Origin of the sequence: Streptomyces sp. NPDC058051, from assembly GCF_042885475.1 — a bacterium.
Lineage (GTDB): Bacteria > Actinomycetota > Actinomycetes > Streptomycetales > Streptomycetaceae > Streptomyces.
The window spans coordinates 81,939-100,635 of sequence record NZ_JBHVRW010000011.1 but is presented as its reverse complement, the minus strand read 5'-3'; the positions used below and the strand labels follow the sequence as shown (position 1 = coordinate 100,635).

At 70.7% G+C, this 18,697-nt stretch carries 17 protein-coding genes; 10 read left to right on the top strand and 7 right to left on the bottom strand.

The features are described from left to right. Positions 1-267 precede the first annotated feature (267 nt). Positions 268-804, top strand: coding sequence for a protein kinase (locus tag ACFVUT_RS19120; RefSeq protein ID WP_389652447.1), 537 nt, complete (start codon positions 268-270; stop codon positions 802-804). 90 nt (positions 805-894) lie between these two features. Here ACFVUT_RS19120 and ACFVUT_RS19115 read toward each other — a convergent pair whose 3' ends face one another. Then, complete coding sequence (locus ACFVUT_RS19115; RefSeq protein ID WP_389652444.1) at positions 895-1,755, bottom strand: SDR family oxidoreductase; 861 nt, start codon at positions 1,753-1,755, stop codon at positions 895-897. Positions 1,756-1,861: 106 nt separating this feature from the next. Between ACFVUT_RS19115 and ACFVUT_RS19110 the strand changes: the two genes are divergently transcribed. Further along, entirely contained in the window at positions 1,862-2,260 is a 399-nt protein-coding gene (locus tag ACFVUT_RS19110) for a winged helix-turn-helix transcriptional regulator (RefSeq protein ID WP_389652441.1), read from the top strand. Here ACFVUT_RS19110 and ACFVUT_RS19105 read toward each other — a convergent pair. From ACFVUT_RS19105 to ACFVUT_RS19080, 6 genes are all read right to left on the bottom strand, one after another. After that, the gene (locus tag ACFVUT_RS19105; RefSeq protein ID WP_389652438.1) at positions 2,248-4,203 is read right to left on the bottom strand and encodes an APC family permease; all 1,956 of its coding nucleotides are present in this window, start codon (positions 4,201-4,203) and stop codon (positions 2,248-2,250) included. The genes ACFVUT_RS19110 and ACFVUT_RS19105 overlap by 13 nt on opposite strands. A 127-nt stretch (positions 4,204-4,330) precedes the next feature. Continuing rightward, positions 4,331-5,389: a 2-oxoacid:ferredoxin oxidoreductase subunit beta gene (locus ACFVUT_RS19100; RefSeq protein ID WP_389652435.1), complete on the bottom strand. Its 1,059-nt coding sequence runs from the start codon at positions 5,387-5,389 to the stop codon at positions 4,331-4,333. After that, entirely contained in the window at positions 5,382-7,343 is a 1,962-nt protein-coding gene (locus tag ACFVUT_RS19095; RefSeq protein ID WP_389652433.1) for a 2-oxoacid:acceptor oxidoreductase subunit alpha, read from the bottom strand. Before ACFVUT_RS19095 ends, ACFVUT_RS19100 begins: the two co-directional genes overlap by 8 nt. Before the next feature lie 318 nt (positions 7,344-7,661). Continuing rightward, on the bottom strand, positions 7,662-8,336 hold the full coding sequence (locus ACFVUT_RS19090; RefSeq protein ID WP_389652430.1) for a LuxR C-terminal-related transcriptional regulator: 675 nt from the start codon (positions 8,334-8,336) through the stop codon (positions 7,662-7,664). 184 nt (positions 8,337-8,520) lie between these two features. Next, positions 8,521-9,876, bottom strand: coding sequence for a sensor histidine kinase (locus tag ACFVUT_RS19085; RefSeq protein WP_389652427.1), 1,356 nt, complete (start codon positions 9,874-9,876; stop codon positions 8,521-8,523). 315 nt (positions 9,877-10,191) lie between these two features. Then, the gene (locus ACFVUT_RS19080; RefSeq protein ID WP_389652424.1) at positions 10,192-11,475 is read right to left on the bottom strand and encodes a sensor histidine kinase; all 1,284 of its coding nucleotides are present in this window, start codon (positions 11,473-11,475) and stop codon (positions 10,192-10,194) included. Between the two features lie 169 nt (positions 11,476-11,644). Between ACFVUT_RS19080 and ACFVUT_RS19075 the strand changes: the two genes are divergently transcribed. The 8 genes from ACFVUT_RS19075 to ACFVUT_RS19040 are packed head-to-tail and all read left to right on the top strand — an operon-like array spanning position 11,645 to position 18,690. Beyond that, entirely contained in the window at positions 11,645-12,046 is a 402-nt protein-coding gene (locus ACFVUT_RS19075; protein WP_389652422.1) for an NADH-quinone oxidoreductase subunit A, read from the top strand. Then, positions 12,037-12,783, top strand: a complete 747-nt coding sequence (locus tag ACFVUT_RS19070) for an NADH-quinone oxidoreductase subunit B (RefSeq protein WP_389652419.1) — start codon at positions 12,037-12,039, stop codon at positions 12,781-12,783. The genes ACFVUT_RS19075 and ACFVUT_RS19070 overlap by 10 nt, the downstream gene beginning before the upstream one ends. Continuing rightward, the gene (locus ACFVUT_RS19065; RefSeq protein WP_389652417.1) at positions 12,780-14,033 is read left to right on the top strand and encodes an NADH-quinone oxidoreductase subunit C; all 1,254 of its coding nucleotides are present in this window, start codon (positions 12,780-12,782) and stop codon (positions 14,031-14,033) included. Before ACFVUT_RS19070 ends, ACFVUT_RS19065 begins: the two co-directional genes overlap by 4 nt. Then, positions 14,030-14,998, top strand: a complete 969-nt coding sequence (locus ACFVUT_RS19060) for an NADH-quinone oxidoreductase subunit H (RefSeq protein WP_389652415.1) — start codon at positions 14,030-14,032, stop codon at positions 14,996-14,998. Before ACFVUT_RS19065 ends, ACFVUT_RS19060 begins: the two co-directional genes overlap by 4 nt. Then, entirely contained in the window at positions 14,998-15,720 is a 723-nt protein-coding gene (locus ACFVUT_RS19055; RefSeq protein WP_389652412.1) for a NuoI/complex I 23 kDa subunit family protein, read from the top strand. Before ACFVUT_RS19060 ends, ACFVUT_RS19055 begins: the two co-directional genes overlap by 1 nt. Continuing rightward, the gene (locus tag ACFVUT_RS19050) at positions 15,717-16,280 is read left to right on the top strand and encodes an NADH-quinone oxidoreductase subunit J (RefSeq protein ID WP_389652409.1); all 564 of its coding nucleotides are present in this window, start codon (positions 15,717-15,719) and stop codon (positions 16,278-16,280) included. Before ACFVUT_RS19055 ends, ACFVUT_RS19050 begins: the two co-directional genes overlap by 4 nt. Further along, positions 16,280-16,693, top strand: coding sequence for an NADH-quinone oxidoreductase subunit NuoK (gene nuoK, locus ACFVUT_RS19045; RefSeq protein ID WP_389652406.1), 414 nt, complete (start codon positions 16,280-16,282; stop codon positions 16,691-16,693). Before ACFVUT_RS19050 ends, nuoK begins: the two co-directional genes overlap by 1 nt. Continuing rightward, on the top strand, positions 16,690-18,690 hold the full coding sequence (locus ACFVUT_RS19040; protein ID WP_389652403.1) for an NADH-quinone oxidoreductase subunit L: 2,001 nt from the start codon (positions 16,690-16,692) through the stop codon (positions 18,688-18,690). Before nuoK ends, ACFVUT_RS19040 begins: the two co-directional genes overlap by 4 nt. The last annotated feature ends 7 nt before the right edge of the window (positions 18,691-18,697 follow it).

Sequence of the window (18,697 nt, the reverse complement as noted above, 5' to 3'; positions counted from 1 at the left end):
CGGCCCGCCCGGCGCGGATCCAGTGTCGAGGTGGACGGCGGTGACCGGGTGAACTCCCCTTCGGTATCCGGGAGTTCACGTCGGACAGATCAAGCGACGGCGGTACGGGCACCGGGGGACAGCTTCTGTTCGAATCGGTAAGGTCGCTGCCGCGCAGAGCGAGCTGACGCACACGGGGGAGAGCGGGGCACGGATGCACGTCCTGGAGCCGGGGGATCCGCGGCGGATGGGGACTTCACGCTGATCGGCAGGCTGGGTGCCGGTGGTATGGGCCAGGTCTTCCTGGGACGTTCCGCGGGCGGGCGGGCCGCGGCGGTGAAGGCGGTCAAGGCGGCGCTGGTCGAAGACCCCGAGTTCCGGGCCCGGTTCCGCCAGGAGGTCGCCGCGCTGCACCGGGTGGGCGGTGAGTGGACGGCGTCGGTGCTGGGCGCCGGCACCGAGGCCGCGGCACCCTGGGTGGCCACCGAGTACGTGCCCGGACCCTCACTGCACCAGGTCGTCGAGTCGGGCTACGGGCCACTGCCCGAGGCCACACCGCAGTCCCTGGCCGGGCGGCTCGCCCGGGCGCTGCGCGCCATCCACGGCGCGGGCCTGGTGCACCGTGACCTCAAACCGTCGAACATCCTGCTGACCGTCGACGGCCCGCGCGTCATCGACTTCGGCATCGCCCGGGCGCTCGACACCGTCGCGCGCTGCAGTACAGCATGGACGCGACCGCGGAACCGGCCGAGTACGTACGGAAGTCCTGACCGCCGCTCCGGACGGCGACGTCACGCGACGCCGGGGCGAGGGATACGACGGTGAGACGGCCGTCGCCCCGGTATCGGCCCCGCCCCCGGCGTCGCTCCCGATGCGGGGCGATGCGGGGGGCGGGGCGACATGCGAGGACACCGCCTACGCGGCAGCCACCGCCGCGGCGACCGTCTCGGCGAGGGGCGTCGTCGGGCGGCCGATCAGCCGGGCGAGGTCGCCACTCGTGCCGGCGAGCCGCCCCCGCTCGATGGCGGCGTCGACGCCGACGAGGATCGCCGCGAAGCCCTCGGGCAGACCGGCCCCCACGAGGATCTCCTGGTGCACGGCGGCCGGGACGTTCTTGTACACGATCTCCTGGCCGGTGGCCTCGGCGACCAGCGCGGCGTACTCCTCGAACGACCAGGCGACATCGCCGCTCAGCTCGTAGACCGCGCCGATGTGGCCCTCGCCGGTCAGCACGGCCGCCGCCGCGGCGGCGTAGTCGGCGCGGGTGGCGGAGGCGACCCGGCCGGCGCCCGCGTTGGCGACCACGGCGCCGTGCTCCAGGACGGGGGCGAGGTTGGCGGTGTAGTTCTCGGTGTACCAGCCGTTGCGCAGGAACGTGTACGGCAGCCCGGAGTCGAGGATCAGCTGCTCGGTGGCCCGGTGGTCGTCGGCCAGCTCGAAGTCGGCGTCGGGACCGCCGAGCACGCCGGTGTACGCGAGCTGCGCGACGCCCGCCGCCTTCGCCGCGTCGATGACGGCGGTGTGCTGCGGTACGCGCCTGCCGACGTCGTTGCCGGAGATGAGCAGCACGCGGTCACCGGCGCGGAAGGCGTCCTTGAGGGATTCCGGGTGGTTGTAGTCGGCGAGGCGGATCTCGACGCCGCGAGCGGCGAACGGGGCGGCCTTCTCCTCGTCGCGGACGACGGCGACGACCTCGCTCGCGGGCACGGCGGCGAGGAGCTGGTCGATGACGAGACGGCCGAGCTCTCCGGTCGCTCCGGTGACAACGATGCTCATGGGGGTTTCTCCTCGTGGGTGGCTCTTGTCCTCATGCGGGCTTGGAACTCACTGTACGAGGTGCACTAACCAATCGAAAGTACCCACCTTGAAGTAAGGTACTGGCATGAGCGTGAGTGACGTGAGTGGAAAGCCCGATGTGAACCGGCCGATGTGCCCCTCGCGGCTGGTGCTCGAACATGTCACCAGCCGCTGGGGCGTACTGGTCCTCGCCGCCCTGCTGGACCGCTCCTACCGCTTCAGCGAACTGCGCCGCGAGGTCGGCGGCGTCAGCGAGAAGATGCTGGCGCAGACCCTCCAGACGCTGGAGCGCGACGGCTTCGTCCACCGGGACGCGAAGCCGGTGATACCGCCGAGGGTGGACTACTCGCTCACCGGTCTGGGCCGGGAGGCCGCCGAGCAGGTGTGGGCGCTGGCCCGCTGGACGGAGCGGAGCCTGGACGCCGTGCAGGCGGCCCGCGAGGTGTACGACGCGGAGAAGAGCGGGCGGGCTCAGTCCGGCTGAGGCGCGTGCCCCTCCTCCAGCGACCGCAGCGCCCGCGAGACGTCGAACGGCAGGATCGTCACCGCCACATGCGGCAGTTGCGCCAGCGTCTTGGCCATCTGCTCACCCGTGCCCCGGTGCAGCATCTTCCCGAGGGTGTTGCGGTACGTCCGCCGGGGCACCAGCACCGTCAGCCATGTCTCTCCGTCCTCCGTGATGCGGGACGCGAGCTCCTTCATCGCGTGGCGCAGCCGCCGGTCCGGGCAGTCCACCAGGTCCAGGGGCACGGACGTGGCCGCGGTCGCCTCCCAGCGGGCCGCCAGCCTTCTGCCGTACGCCTCGTCGATCGCGAAGTGCACCGCGCGGATCCGGTCCGGGTGCAGCTCGTGGGCGTACCGCAGGGCCTTCAGCGTTGCCAGGTCGAGCGTCTCGACCAGGACGATGACCAGATGGCGGCGGGTCTGCGGCCGGTCGGCGCCGGGAGCCTGGATGCTCTCCAGCGCTGCCGCCTCACGCCGGTACTCGCGGTTGATCCGCGTCAGCGCCCACACCCCGAGCGGGAAGACCACCACGACCAGCCAGGCGCCCTCGGTGAACTTGGTGACGGCGAAGATCAGCACCACCGCGGCCGAGATGACCGCGGCGGTCCCATTGACCGCGATCTTGAGCCGTCGGTGCCGTTCACGGCGCCGCAGATGGTAGGCGGTGAGCCCGGCCCCGGCCATGGTGAAGGCGGTGAACACGCCGATCGCGTACAGCGCCACCAACTTGTCCACGCTGGCTCCGGTCACCACCAGCAGCGCCAACGAGACGACGGCCAGCGCCATGATGCCGTTGGAGAACGCCAGCCGGTGCCCGCGCCGGGTCAGCACCCTGGGCAGGAACCGGTCCTTGGCGACAAAGCTGGCGAGGTACGGAAAGCCGGTGAACGGGGTGTTGGCGCCCGTGTAGAGGACCAGCGCGGTCGCCAGTTGCACGAAGACCAGCCCGATCGTCCCGAGCGGTCCGCCGCCGAACGCGAGATGGGCCTCCTGCGCGATCACGGTCGGAGTGCCGTCGGTGTACGGGACGGCATGGGTGAAGTGCGCCAGCGTGGAGACGCCGAGCACGAGGACGCCGAGGATCGCGGACATGGCGATGAGGGTGCGGCGGGCGTTGCGGCCCTGGGGTTCACGGAACGTGGAGATGCCGTTGGAGATCGCTTCGAGCCCGGTGAGGGACGAGCCGCCGTTGGCGAACGAGCGCAGCACGATGAAGAGCGAGGCGCCGTAGAGCCAGCCGTTGCCCGGGGTGCCGAGCGGTACGACCCCGTCGGCGTGCAGGTCGGCGTGGGGCAGTTCGCCCGTGAGCGCGCGCAGCGCGGCGACGACGAGAATCAGGCCGACGGCGGCCATGAAGAGATACGCGGGCAGCGCGAAGGCCCGGCCCGCCTCCCGGACCCCGCGCAGGTTCCCGTAGGCGAGCAGCACGATGACGGCGACGGAGACCGGGAGCTGCACATGGTCCAGCCCGGTGAAGTTCTCGCCGATCAGATGGGCGAGCGAGATCAGGGCGTTGGTGCCGGCCGAGACCTGGACGGCGACGGTGACGATGTAGTCGACGAGCAGGGCCACGGCGGCGATCTGCGCGATGTTCGGCCCGAAGTTCTCCCGGGCGACGACATAGGACCCGCCCGCCCGGGTGTAGATCATCACGACATCGCTGTAGCAGAGCGTGAGCAGGATCAGTACGAGCAGAATCGCGCCCGTCACCGGCATGAGCAGCGTGAACGCGGCGGCTCCGACGACGGGTACGAGGACCCGGAGCATTTCCTCGGAGCCGTACGCGGACGAACTGATGCAGTCGGAGGCGAGCACCCCGAGCGCCGTCCGGTTGTTCAGCTTCTCCTCGCTGATGCGCTCGGTGGTGAGCGCTCGGCCGAGCAGACGCCGCTTGATGCGGTAGGCGGGGCGGTCCAGGGTCATGGCCACATGGTGCGTGGTGGTCGGCCGCACCCCGGAGCGCAATCGCCGGACGGGCCGAAAAACAGCCCGTCCGGCGACACGGAAGCGCTACCGGGTGCCGCGGGCCGGAGAGGGTCACCGACAGCCCTCAGCCGACGACCGTCCAGTTGTCGTTGCCCGCGAGCAGCGCGGCCAGGTCGCCCTTGCCGTTCCGCTCGACGGCGGCGTCGAGCTGCTCGGCCATCTGCGTGTCGTAGACCGGCCGGTCGACGCTGCGCAGCACCCCGATGGGGGTCTGGTGCAGTGTGTCGGGGTCGGCGAGCCGGGACAGCGCGAAGGCCGTGGTCGGGCTGGCGGCATGGGCGTCGTGGACGAGGATCCGCGACCGGTTCTCCTCGGTGACCGCGACGACCTCCAGATCGCCCGTCGCCGGGTCGCGCACGACCCCCTTGCCGTTGTCCGTGCCGAAGAGGATCGGCTGCCCGTGCTCCAGCCGGATGACCGCGTCCTGCGCCTGCTCCTTGTCCTTGAGGGCCTCGAAGGCGCCGTCGTTGAAGATGTTGCAGTTCTGGTAGATCTCCACGAGCGCCGTGCCGGGGTGGTCGGCCGCCGCGCGCAGCACGCTCGTGAGGTGCTTGCGGTCGGAGTCGATGGTGCGGGCGACGAAGGACGCCTCCGCGCCGATGGCCAGGGACACCGGGTTGAAGGGGGCGTCCAGGGAGCCCATCGGCGTGGACTTGGTGATCTTGCCGACCTCGGAGGTCGGGGAGTACTGCCCCTTGGTGAGCCCGTAGATCCGGTTGTTGAAGAGCAGGATCTTCAGGTTCACATTGCGGCGCAGCGCGTGGATGAGGTGGTTGCCGCCGATGGAGAGGGCGTCTCCGTCGCCGGTGACGACCCAGACGGACAGATCGCGGCGGGAGGAGGCGAGACCGGTGGCGATGGCCGGGGCGCGGCCGTGGATGGAGTGCATCCCGTAGGTGTTCATGTAGTACGGGAAGCGGGAGCTGCAGCCGATGCCGGAGACGAAGACGATGTTCTCCCTCGCCAGTCCGAGGTCGGGCATGAACCCCTGGACGGCGGCGAGGACGGCGTAGTCACCGCAGCCGGGGCACCAGCGCACTTCCTGGTCGGACTTGAAGTCCTTCATGGACTGCTTGGCCTCGGCCTTGGGCACCAGCTGGAGCAGTTCGTTGGTGTCAGGCATCGATGGCCTCCTTGAGGGCCGTCGCCAGCTGCTCGGCCTTGAACGGCATACCGTTGACCTGGTTGTAACTGTGCGCGTCGACCAGGTACCTGGCCCGGATGAGCGTGGCCAGCTGGCCGAGGTTCATCTCCGGCACGACGACCTTGTCGTAGCGCTCCAGCACCTCGCCGAGATTCGCCGGGAAGGGGTTGAGGTTGCGCAGATGGGCCTGGGCGATGGGGTGTCCGGCGGCGCGCAGCCGGCGGACGGCGGCGGTGATGGGGCCGTAGGTGGAGCCCCAGCCGAGGACGAGGGTGCGCGCCTCGCCGGGGTCGTCGACATCGAGGTCGGGGACCGTGATGCCGTCGATCTTGGCCTGGCGGGTGCGGACCATGAAGTCGTGGTTCGCGGGGTCGTACGAGATGTTGCCGCTGCCGTCCTGCTTCTCGATGCCGCCGATGCGGTGTTCGAGACCGGGGGTGCCGGGGACGGCCCACGGGCGGGCCAGGGTCTGCGGGTCGCGCTTGTACGGCCAGAACACCTCGGTGCCGTCGGCCAGTTCATGGTTGGGGCCGGTGGCGAACTGGACGCGCAGGTCGGGGAGCTCGTCGATCTCGGGGATCTTCCACGGCTCGGAGCCGTTGGCGAGGTAGCCGTCCGAGAGGAGGAAGACCGGGGTGCGGTACGTCAGTGCGATGCGGGCCGCGTCGAGTGCGGCGTCGAAGCAGTCCGCCGGGGTCCGCGGGGCCACGATCGGGACGGGGGCCTCGCCGTTGCGCCCGTACATCGCCTGGAGCAGGTCGGCCTGCTCGGTCTTGGTGGGCAGACCGGTGGACGGGCCGCCGCGCTGGATGTCGATGACGATCAGCGGCAGTTCGAGGGAGACGGCGAGCCCGATGGTCTCCGACTTCAGGGCCACCCCCGGCCCGGACGTCGTCGTCACCGCGAGCGATCCGCCGAACGCGGCACCGAGCGCGGCACCGATGCCCGCGATCTCGTCCTCGGCCTGGAAGGTGCGCACGCCGAAGTTCTTGTGCCGGCTCAGCTCGTGCAGGATGTCGGAGGCCGGTGTGATCGGGTACGAGCCCAGGTAGAGCGGCAGTTCCGCCTGCCGGCCCGCGGCGATCAGCCCGTAGGACAGCGCCAGGTTCCCGGAGATGTTGCGGTACGTACCCGTCGGGAAGGCCTGCGCGGCGGGCGCCACCTCGTAGCTGACCGCGAAGTCCTCCGTGGTCTCCCCGAAATTCCATCCGGCGCGGAACGCGGCCACGTTCGCCTCGGCGATCTGCGGCTTCTTCGCGAACTTGGCGCGAAGGAACGTCTCGGTTCCCTCCGTCGGCCGGTGGTACATCCAGGAGAGCAGCCCGAGCGCGAACATGTTCTTCGAGCGCTCGGCCTCCTTGCGGGAGAGCCCGAACTCCTTCAGCGCCTCGATCGTGAGCGTGGTCAGCGGCACCGGATGGACGTTGTACGCCTCCAGCGACCCGTCCTCCAGGGGGCTGGTCGCGTAGCCGACCTTCGCCATCGGGCGCTTGGTGAACTCATCGGTGTTGACGATGATTTCGGCGCCGCGCGGCACATCGCCGATGTTGGCCTTGAGGGCGGCCGGGTTCATCGCGACCAGGACATTGGGCGCGTCGCCCGGCGTCAGGATGTCGTGGTCGGCGAAATGCAGCTGGAACGACGAAACCCCCGGCAGGGTGCCTGCGGGGGCGCGGATCTCGGCGGGGAAGTTCGGCAGCGTGGAGAGGTCGTTCCCGAAGGACGCGGTCTCCGAGGTGAACCGGTCACCGGTGAGCTGCATACCGTCTCCGGAGTCACCTGCGAAGCGGATGATCACCCGGTCCAGGCGGCGGATCTCCTTCCCGTTCGCGCGGGCGTCCGTGTGATCGGGACGGGGGGCACGCTGTCCCCCGACGAGCGCCTCGCCGGCCTCATCGGCCTGATCGGCTGGGCTACTGACCTGGCTGGTCACTGAACTGGACCTCCCTCGGGGCGGCGGCTCGGGACCGGCCGGCCCGCCGGCGGTCCCGAGGTCCACCCTACGTCGGTAAGGGTCGCCTTCCCTTGACCGATCGCATGGTGGACGTCATCGTGAGACGCGATTTGATACCGCTTTGTCATGTTTCGCAAGCCCCCCGGTCATTCGACGAAGACGCTGTGTGCTCATTCTTTGGTTCTAGGACCCCGGTCGGCCCTCGAACCGGGCCCATGTCACCCCGGCGGCCGTCACCGGCCCGCCGTGATGGCCCCGGAACGGCTTTCATCAGGCAACTGACAGGGTGTCAGGTCATCAGGAGTTCAGATAGGTCAGCACCGCCAGCACGCGGCGGTGGTCCCCGTCACTGGGGGACAGGCCCAGCTTCAGGAAGATGTTGCTGACGTGCTTCTCCACGGCGCCGTCGCTCACCACCAGCTGCCGGGCCACCGCGGAGTTCGTCCGCCCTTCCGCCATCAGGCCGAGCACCTCGCGCTCGCGCGGCGTCAGCCTGGCCAGGACGTCCTGCTTACGGCTCCGTCCCAGCAACTGCGCCACCACCTCCGGGTCCAGCGCCGTTCCGCCCTGCGCCACCCGGACCACCGCGTCCACGAACTCGCGGACCTCGGCGACCCGGTCCTTCAGCAGGTACCCCACACCACGGCTGGATCCGGCCAGAAGTTCGGTGGCGTACCGCTCCTCCACATACTGCGAAAGGACCAGCACCCCGATCCCGGGATAGTCCTTGCGCAGCCGCACCGCGGCCCGCACGCCCTCGTCGGTGTGGGTGGGCGGCATCCGCACGTCGGCGACCACCACATCGGGCAGCGCGTCCTGTCCCGCGAGATCGCGCACCGCCTTGATCAGCGCCTCGCCGTCCCCCACCCCGGCGACGACGTCATGCCCGAGATCGGTCAGCAGCCGGGTCAGCCCCTCCCGAAGCAGTACCGAGTCCTCGGCGATGACCACCCGCACCCTGTCCTCCACCATGACGCTGTCTTCCCCCACTGCTCGCTGATCCCACCTGTACGCCTACGACACCCAGCATCCCAGTATCGGCCGCCCTGTGTCCCGGCTCCGTGAGTGCGGTCAGTCGGCATGCCTTCGCAGGCGTGGTCAGCGGGTCGGCGCGGCTCCGTGGGTACGGTCGGCCGCGCCGGGGCAGCTCGCGCGGTCAGCCGCGCCAGGGCAGCTCGGCGGTGATCCGCGTCGGGCCGCCCTGCGGGGAATCCACGACGAGTACGCCGTCCACGGCCTTCAGCCGCTCGGTCAGCCCGGCCAGCCCGCTGCCCGAGGACGTGTCGGCGCCGCCGCGCCCGTTGTCGCTGACCTGGAGCAGCAGCCGGTCCGCGGTCCGCCACACCTCAATGGACGCGTGGGTCGCGTGCGCGTGCTTGCTGACGTTCTGCAGCAGCTCGGAGACCGTGAAGTACGCGATGCCCTCGATGGCCTGCGCCGGCCTGGAGGCCAGGTCCACGCCGACGGTGACGGGGACGGTGCAGCGGGAGGCGATCGCGGAGAGTGCGGCGTCGAGTCCTCGGTCGGTGAGGACGGCGGGGTGGATTCCGCGGGCGAGGTCGCGGAGTTCCTGGAGGGCGACCTTGACCTCGCCGTGGGCCTCGTCGACCATGCGGGCCGCGGCTTCCGGATCGTCGTTCAGCTTCTCCTTCGCCAGCCCCAGATCCATGGCGAGGGCGACGAGGCGGGCCTGTGCGCCGTCGTGCAGGTCGCGTTCGATGCGGCGCAGGTCGGCGGCGGCCGTGTCGACGACGACCCCGCGGTCCGACTCCAGCTCCGAGACGCGCGTCGCCAGCCGGGACGGGCCCAGCAGCCCGGCCACCATCAGCCGGTCCACGCACGCCAGACCACGGATGATCCACACGGTGATCACGACGAGCACCAGCCCGCACACGCTGGTCGCGGCCAGCTCGACGGGCGAGTCGAGGTAGGCCTGATGGTTCTTGTCCCCGTACAGCTGAACGCCGTCGACGCCCACGTACGCGGGGAAGACCCAGCGCCACAGCGGGTAGGTGAGGGCCGCCCACCCGTTCGCCCAGAGCGTCACCGAGACGATGAAGGCGAAGACCGCCCACGGGAAGTGCAGCAGCGCGTAGAGCAGATGCCGCCAGGACACCCCGCTCTTGAGGGCCGCCCCCACCCAGGACATCAGGCCGCCGGTACTGCCGCGCACCGGCGCCGGGTCTGCCACGTCCAGCCCGAGCAGCACCCGTGCCCGCGCCCGCTCCATCGCGCCGAAACCCCGGCAGAGGGCCAGCGTGCCCGCCAGGATCGGAACGCCGAGAAAGGTGATCAGCATGCCGATGCTCAGCGACGTCAGGGCGATCGAGAGGCTGAACATCACCGTGCTGATCGGCAGGCTCAGCAGCAGATGGCCGAACTCGCGCCAGACCCTTCCCTCGAAAGGCGCGCGCAGCACGGCCGGGAGGAAGCGCTTCGCCGGAGGATGGTTCCCCGAACCCGCTCCGGACCGCTGGTGGTCCCGAGTGTCCGGTCCGTATGCCGTGGCCATGGGTGCAGTCCGTTTCGTCTCGTGTCCTGCTCAGGGAGCCGGTCTCTCCGGTGGTGCCGGAGCGCGGTATCGGGGTTCCGGCCGGTACAGCAAGGGTGCTGGGCCGCAGGCCGGCGCACCATGAGGCCGGTATCCCTCTTGGGCCGGGGGTTTTCCCTACCCAGTGGCGTGGTGGCGTGGTGGCGTGGTGGCGTGGTGATGCGGTGGCGCGGTGATGCGGTGGCGTGGTGTCGTGGTGGCGTGGTGACGCCGGGCCGGGCGGACTGGGCGGTCCGGGGGACTGGTGCCGGGTCCGGGCGGGCCGAGCGCGAGGCCCTACGGGTGCCTGGCGGCCCCGGTGCGGTTCGGCGCCTTCTTGTTGTCGCGGTCGCGCTTGTTACCGGAGTCGCGCTTGTTCTCGGGGGCGCGCTTGTTCATGTGGTCCTGCCTGTTCTCGCGGTCGCGCCAGGGCAGCTCCGCGGTGACCGTTGTGGGGCCGCCGGCCGGCGAGTCGAGGACGAACAGCCCGTCGACGGCGTTCAGCCGCTCGGCCAGCCCGGCCATGCCCGTACCGCCGTCCATCCGGGCGCCGCCGCGCCCGTTGTCGCTGACCTGGAGCAGCAGCCGGTCCGCGGTCCGCCACACCTCGACGGACGCGTGGGTCGCGTGCGCGTGCTTGCTGACGTTCTGCAGCAGCTCGGAGACCGTGAAGTACGCGATGCCCTCGATCGCCTCCGCGGGGCGCGTCGGCAGGTCCACCGCCACCGTGACGGGGACGGTGCAGCGGGAGGCGATCGCGGAGAGTGCGGCGTCGAGTCCTCGGTCGGTGAGGACGGCGGGGTGGATTCCGCGGGCGAGGTCGCGGAGTTCCTGGAGGGCGACCTTGACCTCGCCGTGGGCCTCGTCGACCATGCGGGCCGCGGCTTCGGGGTCGTCGTTCAGCTTCTCCTTCGCCAGGCCGAGCCCCATGGCGAGGGCGACGAGGCGGGCCTGTGCGCCGTCGTGCAGGTCGCGTTCGATGCGGCGCAGGTCGGCGGCGGCCGTGTCGACGACGACCCCGCGGTCCGACTCCAGTTCGGCGATCCTGCGCTCCAACTCGTCGGAAGGGGAGAGCAGGCCGCGGGCCATCGCCCGGTCGGCGTTGGCGAGGAGCCGTGCGATGTAGGGGAGCACCGGCCACAGCACGAAGAGGCTCACGAGCGTCACGGTGAAGGTGAGTATCCCCCAGGGCAGCCGCATGAAGGAGTACAGCACCGTCCGCCAGCCCACCGGGTCCGAGATGCTCGCCCACAGCCAGGGGAAGAACCCCTGTTCCTTGCGGGAGTGGGCCACCGGGCTCGGTTCGTCGATCCGTACCCCGAGCATCGCCCGCGCCCGGGCCCGCTCGCTCCTGCCGATCACCCGCGCCCCATGAAGCCCGGCGGCGAGCAGAGGCAGACCGATCACCGTGACCGCAAGCCCCACGCCGAGGCCGATCATGAACACCGTGTAAACAAACCAGGCAATGGACAGGGGGAGATTCGCCAGGAGATGGGCGATCTCCTTCCATGTCCACCGATCGAAGGCGAAGCGGGCGGGCGGTGGCCGGTCGTTGTCGGGCACCGAGGGGCTCATGGTCATACGCCCAGCCTGCCGGGCGGAACCCGCGCACGCCATGGGGCTCGTGGGTGGGGGGAAGTAGGGATATCCCCACCCGCTGCCCGACGCGGCTGCTTACCCTCTCTTTAACAGGGCCTAGACTCCCGTGCGTACAGATCGTCGAACAGGTTCGAGGGAGCGGGGGACGGACATGGCGGAACTGCCGGAACCGACCGTTCTCGCGTCGGACTACTTCCACAGCTATTCAGTGGTCGGACTGCTCGCCGTGATCGGCGTGCTGTTCGTCGCCGTCGCCTTCGGGGCCGGCCGGCTGCTGCGCCCCGTGGTTCCCACGCCGGAGAAGCTCCTGACGTACGAGTGCGGCGTGGACCCCGTGGGTGAAGGATGGGCACATACCCAGGTCCGTTATTACGTCTATGCCTTCCTGTACGTGATCTTCGCCGTTGACTCGATCTTCCTGTTTCCGTGGGCGACCGTATTCGCCGCACCCGGATACGGGGCGACGACTCTGGTGGAAATGTTCATCTTCCTCGGTTTCCTGGCCGTAGGACTGCTCTACGCATGGAAGAAGGGCGTCCTCGAATGGACGTGACGAGCCCGCCGCCCCCCGGGAACCGGCCCGCGAAGCAGCCGGAACAGGGGCCCGCAGCGGCGTCCGCACCGCTGCCCGAGGGGGGATCCGCACCGCTGTCCCGGGAGGGATCCGCACCGCTGCCCGGGGAGGGATCCGCACCGGAGGTCGTTCCGACGTTCCTGCCGGAGCCCAAGCGGCTCGGTGTCCTCTCGCGCCTGGCTCCCGAGCCGATGAAGGTGGTCCTGAACTGGGGCCGTCGCTACAGCCTCTGGGTCTTCAACTTCGGGCTCGCCTGCTGCGCGATCGAATTCATCGCCGCCTCCATGGCCCGGCACGACTTCATCCGGCTCGGAGTGATCCCGTTCGCCCCCGGCCCGCGCCAGGCCGACCTCATGGTCGTCTCCGGCACGGTGACGGACAAGATGGCCCCGGCCGTGAAGCGGCTGTACGAGCAGATGCCCGAGCCGAAGTACGTCATCTCCTTCGGCGCCTGCTCCAACTGCGGCGGCCCGTACTGGGACTCGTACTCCGTGACGAAGGGCGTCGACCAGATCATTCCGGTCGATGTCTACGTCCCCGGCTGCCCGCCCCGGCCCGAGGCGCTCCTCCAGGGCATCCTCAAGCTTCAGGAGAAGATCGCCCGCGAGTCGCTGGGCGAGCGGTACACGACGGGCGGCGGCAGCCGTCCCTCCACCGCCGCCCTGCGCAGCGGCCTGGTCGCCGCCCCGCCGACACCGGGGGAGGACGGCACATGACCAGCACCCCTGCCGCGGACGCCTACGACCGGCTGCCGGACGCCGTCACCGAACTCTTCGGCGACGACGCCACGGCCGAGTACGCGTACGACCTGCTGACCGTCGACGTGCCGGCCACCTCCTGGATCGCCGCCCTCGAAACGGCCCGCGACCGGCTGGGCTGCACCTACTTCGACTGGCTGAGCGCGGTCGACGAACCGGGGACCGGCTTCCGGGTCTGCGCCCACGTCGCGGCCCCCACCCGGGGCAGGGTCCGGCGGCTGCTGATCCGTACGACCGTTCCGCACGAAGAGGCGGTGCTTCCCACCGCCGTCGACGTCTACGCCGGCGCTGCCTGGCACGAGCGCGAGACGCACGAGATGTTCGGCATCGGCTTCGAGGGACACCCGCATCTGGTGCCGCTGCTGCTGCCCGAGGGGTTCGAGGGGCACCCGCTCCGCAAGGACTTCGTACTGGCGGCACGCGTCGCGAAGGCATGGCCGGGCGCGAAGGAACCGGGCGAGTCGGAGCACGGCGGCCCGAAGCGGCGCACGATGCTGCCGCCCGGCGTCCCCGACCCGAACGAATGGGGCCCCCTGAAGGGCCAGCTCCCGCCCGCCCCCTCCCGCCCGGCCCGCACCCCGCGCGCGGCGGGCGACCGCCCGGTACGCCGCACCCGCAGCGTGAGCGAGGGCTCGACGAGTCAGCAGCCGGAGGCATCCGCACCCTCTGCGGGGTCCGCACCCTCTGCCGGGTCCGGGCCTGCGGTGTCGCCGCGTCGTGCGCGCAGCGCGTCCGAGGGCTCGACGAGTCAGCAGCGGGAGGCGGCGGCACCGGGAGCGGCGCCCGCCGAGGCACCGGGAGCGGCGCCCGCCGAGGCACCAGGACGGACCGGAGCGGGCGCGTCGGAGAAGGAGACGGGGACGGGGGCGGCCCAGCCGGGCCCCGGAAGCGCCGACGCCCCCTGGCACCACGCCCGCCCCGCCTTCGACGCCACCCCGGAGCGGGACAACGACCGGACTCGCGACAACGACCGGACTCGCGACAACGACCGGACCCGCGACACCGACCGGACCCGCGACACCGCCGATGGTGAGACGCGTGCCCGCCGGCCATCCGCCACCTCTCCCGAAACCGAGACCGAGCCCCCCGCGGACACCTCAGAGGGCACGGCTCCCGACCGACCCGCCACTCCGATCCCGGACTCCGCTTCCGCGGACTCCGCTCCCGAGTCGGCCCCCGACCACCCCGCCGGAGGCGATTCCGCGTGAACGACGCACTGGACATCGCCCTCCGGCTCGTCATCGTCTTCGCCGTGTTCATGGTTCTGCCCCTCGTCGTGGGGCAGACCGAGCACAAGGTGATGGCCCATATGCAGGGCCGTCTCGGTCCGATGTACGCGGGCGGCTTCCACGGCTGGGCGCAACTCGTCGCGGACGGCGTGAAGTTCGCGCAGAAGGAAGACATCGTCCCGGCCGGCGCCGACCGCCGCATCTTCCAGCTCGCGCCGGCCGTCGCGCTGCTCCCGTACCTCCTCGTGCTCGTCGCCGTACCGATCGGCCCCAGCGAGGGCGCCGTCGGACAGGTCGTGGACGCGGGCATCTTCTTCGTGCTCGCCGTGATGGGCGTCGGAGTGCTCGGCTCGCTGATGGCCGGCTGGGCCTCGGCCAACAAGTTCTCCCTCCTTGGGGGACTACGGACCGCCGCCCAACTGCTCGCGTACGAACTGCCGATGCTGCTCGCCGCCGCCTCCGTCGCGATGGCGGCAGGCACCGTCTCCCTCCCGGGCATCCTCAACGCCTTCGAGTGGTGGTGGCTGCCCTGGCAGATCGTCGGCGCCCTGGTCTTCTTCGTCGCCGGACTCGCCGAACTGCAACGCCCGCCGTTCGACATGCCGATCGCCGACTCGGAGATCATCTTCGGTGCGTACACCGAGTACACCGGCCTCCGTTTCGCCCTGTTCCTGCTCGCCGAGTACGCGGGCATCGTCGTCCTGTGCGGACTGACCACCGTCCTCTTCCTCGGCGGCTGGCACGGCCCGTTCGGCGCCGACGGACTCGGCTGGGTCTGGACGCTCCTCAAGTCCGCGGTCCTCGCCTTCGTCGTCATCTGGCTGCGCGTGAGCTATCCCCGGCTCCGCGAGGACCAGCTGCAGAAGCTCGCCTGGACCACCCTCATCCCGCTCGCTCTCGCGCAGATCGCGCTCACCGGCATCGTGAAGGTGGCGATCAACTGATGGCTGCGTCGCTCCCGTCCTCCCGGCCGCGCATCCCCGGTTCCGGCCTGGCCAAGGGACTGGCCGTCACACTGCGGACGATGACGAGGAAGTCGGTCACCGCGCAGTACCCGGACGTCCAGCCCGAACTCCCGCCCCGCTCCCGCGGCGTCATCGCCCTGTTCGAGGAGAACTGCACGGTCTGCATGCTCTGCGCCCGTGAGTGCCCGGACTGGTGCATCTACATCGACTCCCACAAGGAGACGGTGCCCGCCGCCGCCCCGGGCGGTCGCGAGCGCAGCCGCAACGTCCTCGACCGCTTCGCGATCGACTTCTCGCTCTGCATGTACTGCGGAATCTGCATCGAAGTGTGTCCCTTCGACGCGCTGTTCTGGTCACCGGAGTTCGAGTACGCGGAGACGGACATCCTCGAACTCACCCATGAACGCGACAAGCTCCGCGCATGGATGTGGACGGTGCCCGAACCGCCCGCGCTCGACCCGGGCGCCGAGGAGCCGAAAGAGCTCGCCGCCGCCCGCAAGACGGCGGAAAAACTCGAAGCCCAGCGCGCCAAGGAGGCGCAGGAAGCCCAGCAGGCCCAGCAGGCCCAGCAGGCCCAGCAGGCCCAGCAGGCCCAGCAGGCCCAGCAGGCTCAAGAAGCCCAAGAGACTCAGCCGGCACCAAAGACCCAGCAGCCCGAGCAGCCTCAGCAGACCCAGCAGGAAAAGGAGGGGGAGGAGTGACACTCGCAGGCGCGGCGGCCCACTCCGCCCACCCCGGCTTCCTCTCCCCGACCGGCATCGAGATCGTCTTCGTCCTCGTCGGTATCGCCACCCTCGGCGCGGCTCTCCTCACCGTCACGACCAGGCAACTGGTCCATGCCGCCCTGTGGCTGGTCGTGGCGCTCGGCGGCCTCGCGGTCGAATACCTCCTGCTCACGGCGGAGTTCATCGCCTGGGTGCAGGTACTGATCTACGTCGGTTCCGTGGTCGTCCTCCTCCTCTTCGGTCTGATGCTCACCAAGGCCCCCATCGGCCGCTCCCCGGACGCCGACTCGGGCAACCGCTGGCCGGCGCTCGGCGTGGCCGTGGCCGCCGCCGGCACACTCGTCTGGGTCGTCGTCGACGCCTTCCGTGCCACCTGGATCGACCTCGGCGGACCGGCCCAGGGCTCCACCGAGGTGACCGGAGCCTTCCTCTTCCGGCACTGGGTGCTGCCGTTCGAAGCACTCTCCGTCCTGCTGCTCGCCGCCCTCGTCGGCGCGATCGTCCTGTCCCGCAAGCACGGTAAGGAGCAGAGCTGATGCACCTCGCCTATCCCGCCGTGCTCGCCGCCCTCCTCTTCTGCGTCGGGCTGTACGGAGTACTCGCGCGCCGCAACGCGATCCTGGTCCTGATGTCCGTCGAGCTGATGCTCAACGCCGTCAACCTCAACCTGGTCGCCTTCGATGTCTGGCTGCGCGACGCCCTGCACTCCGGTCAGGCCCTCGCCCTCTTCACCATCGCCATCGCGGCGGCGGAGATCGGTATCGGCCTGGCGATCGTCCTCGCCGTCCATCGCAACCGCGGCACCTCGGACGTGGACCGCCTCCGCGACACCGCCGAGACCGACGCCGCCGAAAACCTCCCCGGCGACGAGGCCGACGAGACCCACGGCACCGACGACCAGGCCACTGCTGCGGCAGGGAAGGCAAAGAAGGCAGAGGCCACCGCGTGACCACCCCGACCCTCGCCGTCCTCGTCCCCCTCCTTCCGTTCCTGGGCGCCGCAGCCGGCCTCCTCCTGGGGCGCACGGCGCCCGGCTACGTACGCCCCCTCGCCGTACTGCCCACCTTCGCCGCCTTCGTGCTCGCCGTCGTGGTCGCCTCCGACCAGGGCGGCGGCCGCGCCATCGACGCGGCGACCCGCCTCACCCCCACCGGCTCCGTACCGATCGACCTCGCCCTGCACCTCGACGGCTTCGCGGTCCTCGTCGCCGTCCTGGTCGGGCTCGTCGCGACCTGCGTGCAGATCTACTCGACCTCCTATCTGCGCGACGACCCCCGCTACCCCTCGTACGCGGCCCTCGTCTCCCTCTTCACCGCCGCGATGCTCCTCGTCGTCTACTCCGGCGACCTGATGGTGCTCCTGGTCGGCTGGGAGATCATGGGCATCTGCTCGTACTTCCTCGTCGGCCACTACTGGGAGACGCCCGAAGCCCGCGCCGCCTCCCTCAAGGCCTTCCTGGTCACCAAGCTCGGCGACGTCCCCTTCCTGATCGGACTGTTCGCGCTGGCCGCGGACACCGGAACGTTCCGCATCACCGGCATCCTCGGTGCCGTCGCGAACGGCGGCCTGGACCACCCCACCGTCATCGCCCTGCTGCTCCTCGCAGGCGTCGCGGGCAAGTCCGCCCAGTTCCCCCTGCACACCTGGCTGCCCGACGCGATGGCCGGCCCCACCCCCGTCTCCGCGCTGATCCACGCCGCGACGATGGTCGCCGCCGGCATCTACTTCGTCGCCCGGCTCCTCCCCGTCTTCGCCCAGTCCGGCGCGGCCCTCGTCGTCCTGGCCGTGATGGCGGCCGTCACCATGATCGGCTCGGGACTCGCCGCCCTCGCGCAGGACGACATCAAGCGCGTCCTCGCCTACTCGACGATCGGACAGCTCGGCTACATGGCCGGCGCACTGGCCGTCGGCGACCGGGGTGCCGCCGTCTTCCACCTCCTCTCGCACGGTGCGTTCAAGGCCGTCCTCTTCCTCGCGGCGGGCGTCGTCATCCACGCCGCCGGGACCAACTCACTGGCCGCCATGTCCCGCATGAGCGGCCTGACGAAGCGCATCCCGGACGCCTACTGGACGATGACCGTCGCCCTCCTCGCGCTCGCCGCCATCCCGCCGTTCTCCGGCTTCTTCTCCAAGGAAGCCGTCCTCGTCGCCGCCGAGCACACCGCACTCGGTGACCGGCACGTCGCCCCGTCCGCCGCCGGCTGGATCGTCCTCGTCGGCGGACTGCTGGCCGCCGTCCTCACCGCCGCGTACGCCACCCGCCTCTGGCTCCTCGCCTTCCGGGGCCGCGGCGCAGAGGCCCCCGACCACGGCAGGCAGCCCGTCGCGATGACCGCGGTCCTCTGGGTCCTCGCCGTCCCCACCATCACCTTCGGACTGACCGTCGGCGTGATCACCGACTGGTTCGACGGCCACGCCCTCACACCGTCCCTGACCACCGCCGTCCTCTCCACGGGCGTCGGCCTCGTCGGCGGACTCGTCACCTACGGCGCCTGGCGCCACACCTCGGCACTCGCCGCCCGCACGCCCGTCGGCACCGTCGTCGCCCACCCCGACGCCGAACCCGCCCTCGTCGAGGCCCAGGCCCTGTCGGCACACACCGCCGCCTACGGCACCGACGGGGACGCCCCCGACCCGGCGGACCCCGGCCGCCTGCTGCTCGGCCCGCTCCACCGCCACGCCGCCACCGGCTTCCACCTCGACGCCCTGTACACGACGCTGTTCGTCCGCCCCGTCCAAGCCGCGGCGAGCCTCGTCCGCTTCCTCGACCGCGAGGTCGTCGACACGTACGTACGCGGCTCCGGCACCGGCGCACGCTGGCTCGGCACGGCAGTCCGCCGCGCCCAGACCGGCAATGTGCAGACCTACCTCAGCGCGCTGCTCGCCGGTTCCCTGGTCCTGGCGATCGCCGCCCTCGTATTCGCCAACGTCAACGCCGGGTCGTGAGCCGTGA

Excerpts from the sequence above, each read along its gene's own strand:
- ACFVUT_RS19120 (WP_389652447.1), top strand. The coding sequence starts at position 268 with ATGGGCCAGGTCTTCCTGGGACGTTCCGCGGGCGGGCGGGCCGCGGCG.
- ACFVUT_RS19115 (WP_389652444.1), bottom strand. The coding sequence starts at position 1,755 with ATGAGCATCGTTGTCACCGGAGCGACCGGAGAGCTCGGCCGTCTCGTC.
- ACFVUT_RS19110 (WP_389652441.1), top strand. The coding sequence starts at position 1,862 with ATGAGCGTGAGTGACGTGAGTGGAAAGCCCGATGTGAACCGGCCGATG.
- ACFVUT_RS19105 (WP_389652438.1), bottom strand. The coding sequence starts at position 4,203 with ATGACCCTGGACCGCCCCGCCTACCGCATCAAGCGGCGTCTGCTCGGC.
- ACFVUT_RS19100 (WP_389652435.1), bottom strand. The coding sequence starts at position 5,389 with ATGCCTGACACCAACGAACTGCTCCAGCTGGTGCCCAAGGCCGAGGCC.
- ACFVUT_RS19090 (WP_389652430.1), bottom strand. The coding sequence starts at position 8,336 with ATGGTGGAGGACAGGGTGCGGGTGGTCATCGCCGAGGACTCGGTACTG.
- ACFVUT_RS19085 (WP_389652427.1), bottom strand. The coding sequence starts at position 9,876 with ATGGCCACGGCATACGGACCGGACACTCGGGACCACCAGCGGTCCGGA.
- ACFVUT_RS19080 (WP_389652424.1), bottom strand. The coding sequence starts at position 11,475 with ATGACCATGAGCCCCTCGGTGCCCGACAACGACCGGCCACCGCCCGCC.
- ACFVUT_RS19075 (WP_389652422.1), top strand. The coding sequence starts at position 11,645 with ATGGCGGAACTGCCGGAACCGACCGTTCTCGCGTCGGACTACTTCCAC.
- ACFVUT_RS19070 (WP_389652419.1), top strand. The coding sequence starts at position 12,037 with ATGGACGTGACGAGCCCGCCGCCCCCCGGGAACCGGCCCGCGAAGCAG.
- ACFVUT_RS19065 (WP_389652417.1), top strand. The coding sequence starts at position 12,780 with ATGACCAGCACCCCTGCCGCGGACGCCTACGACCGGCTGCCGGACGCC.
- ACFVUT_RS19055 (WP_389652412.1), top strand. The coding sequence starts at position 14,998 with ATGGCTGCGTCGCTCCCGTCCTCCCGGCCGCGCATCCCCGGTTCCGGC.
- nuoK (WP_389652406.1), top strand. The coding sequence starts at position 16,280 with ATGCACCTCGCCTATCCCGCCGTGCTCGCCGCCCTCCTCTTCTGCGTC.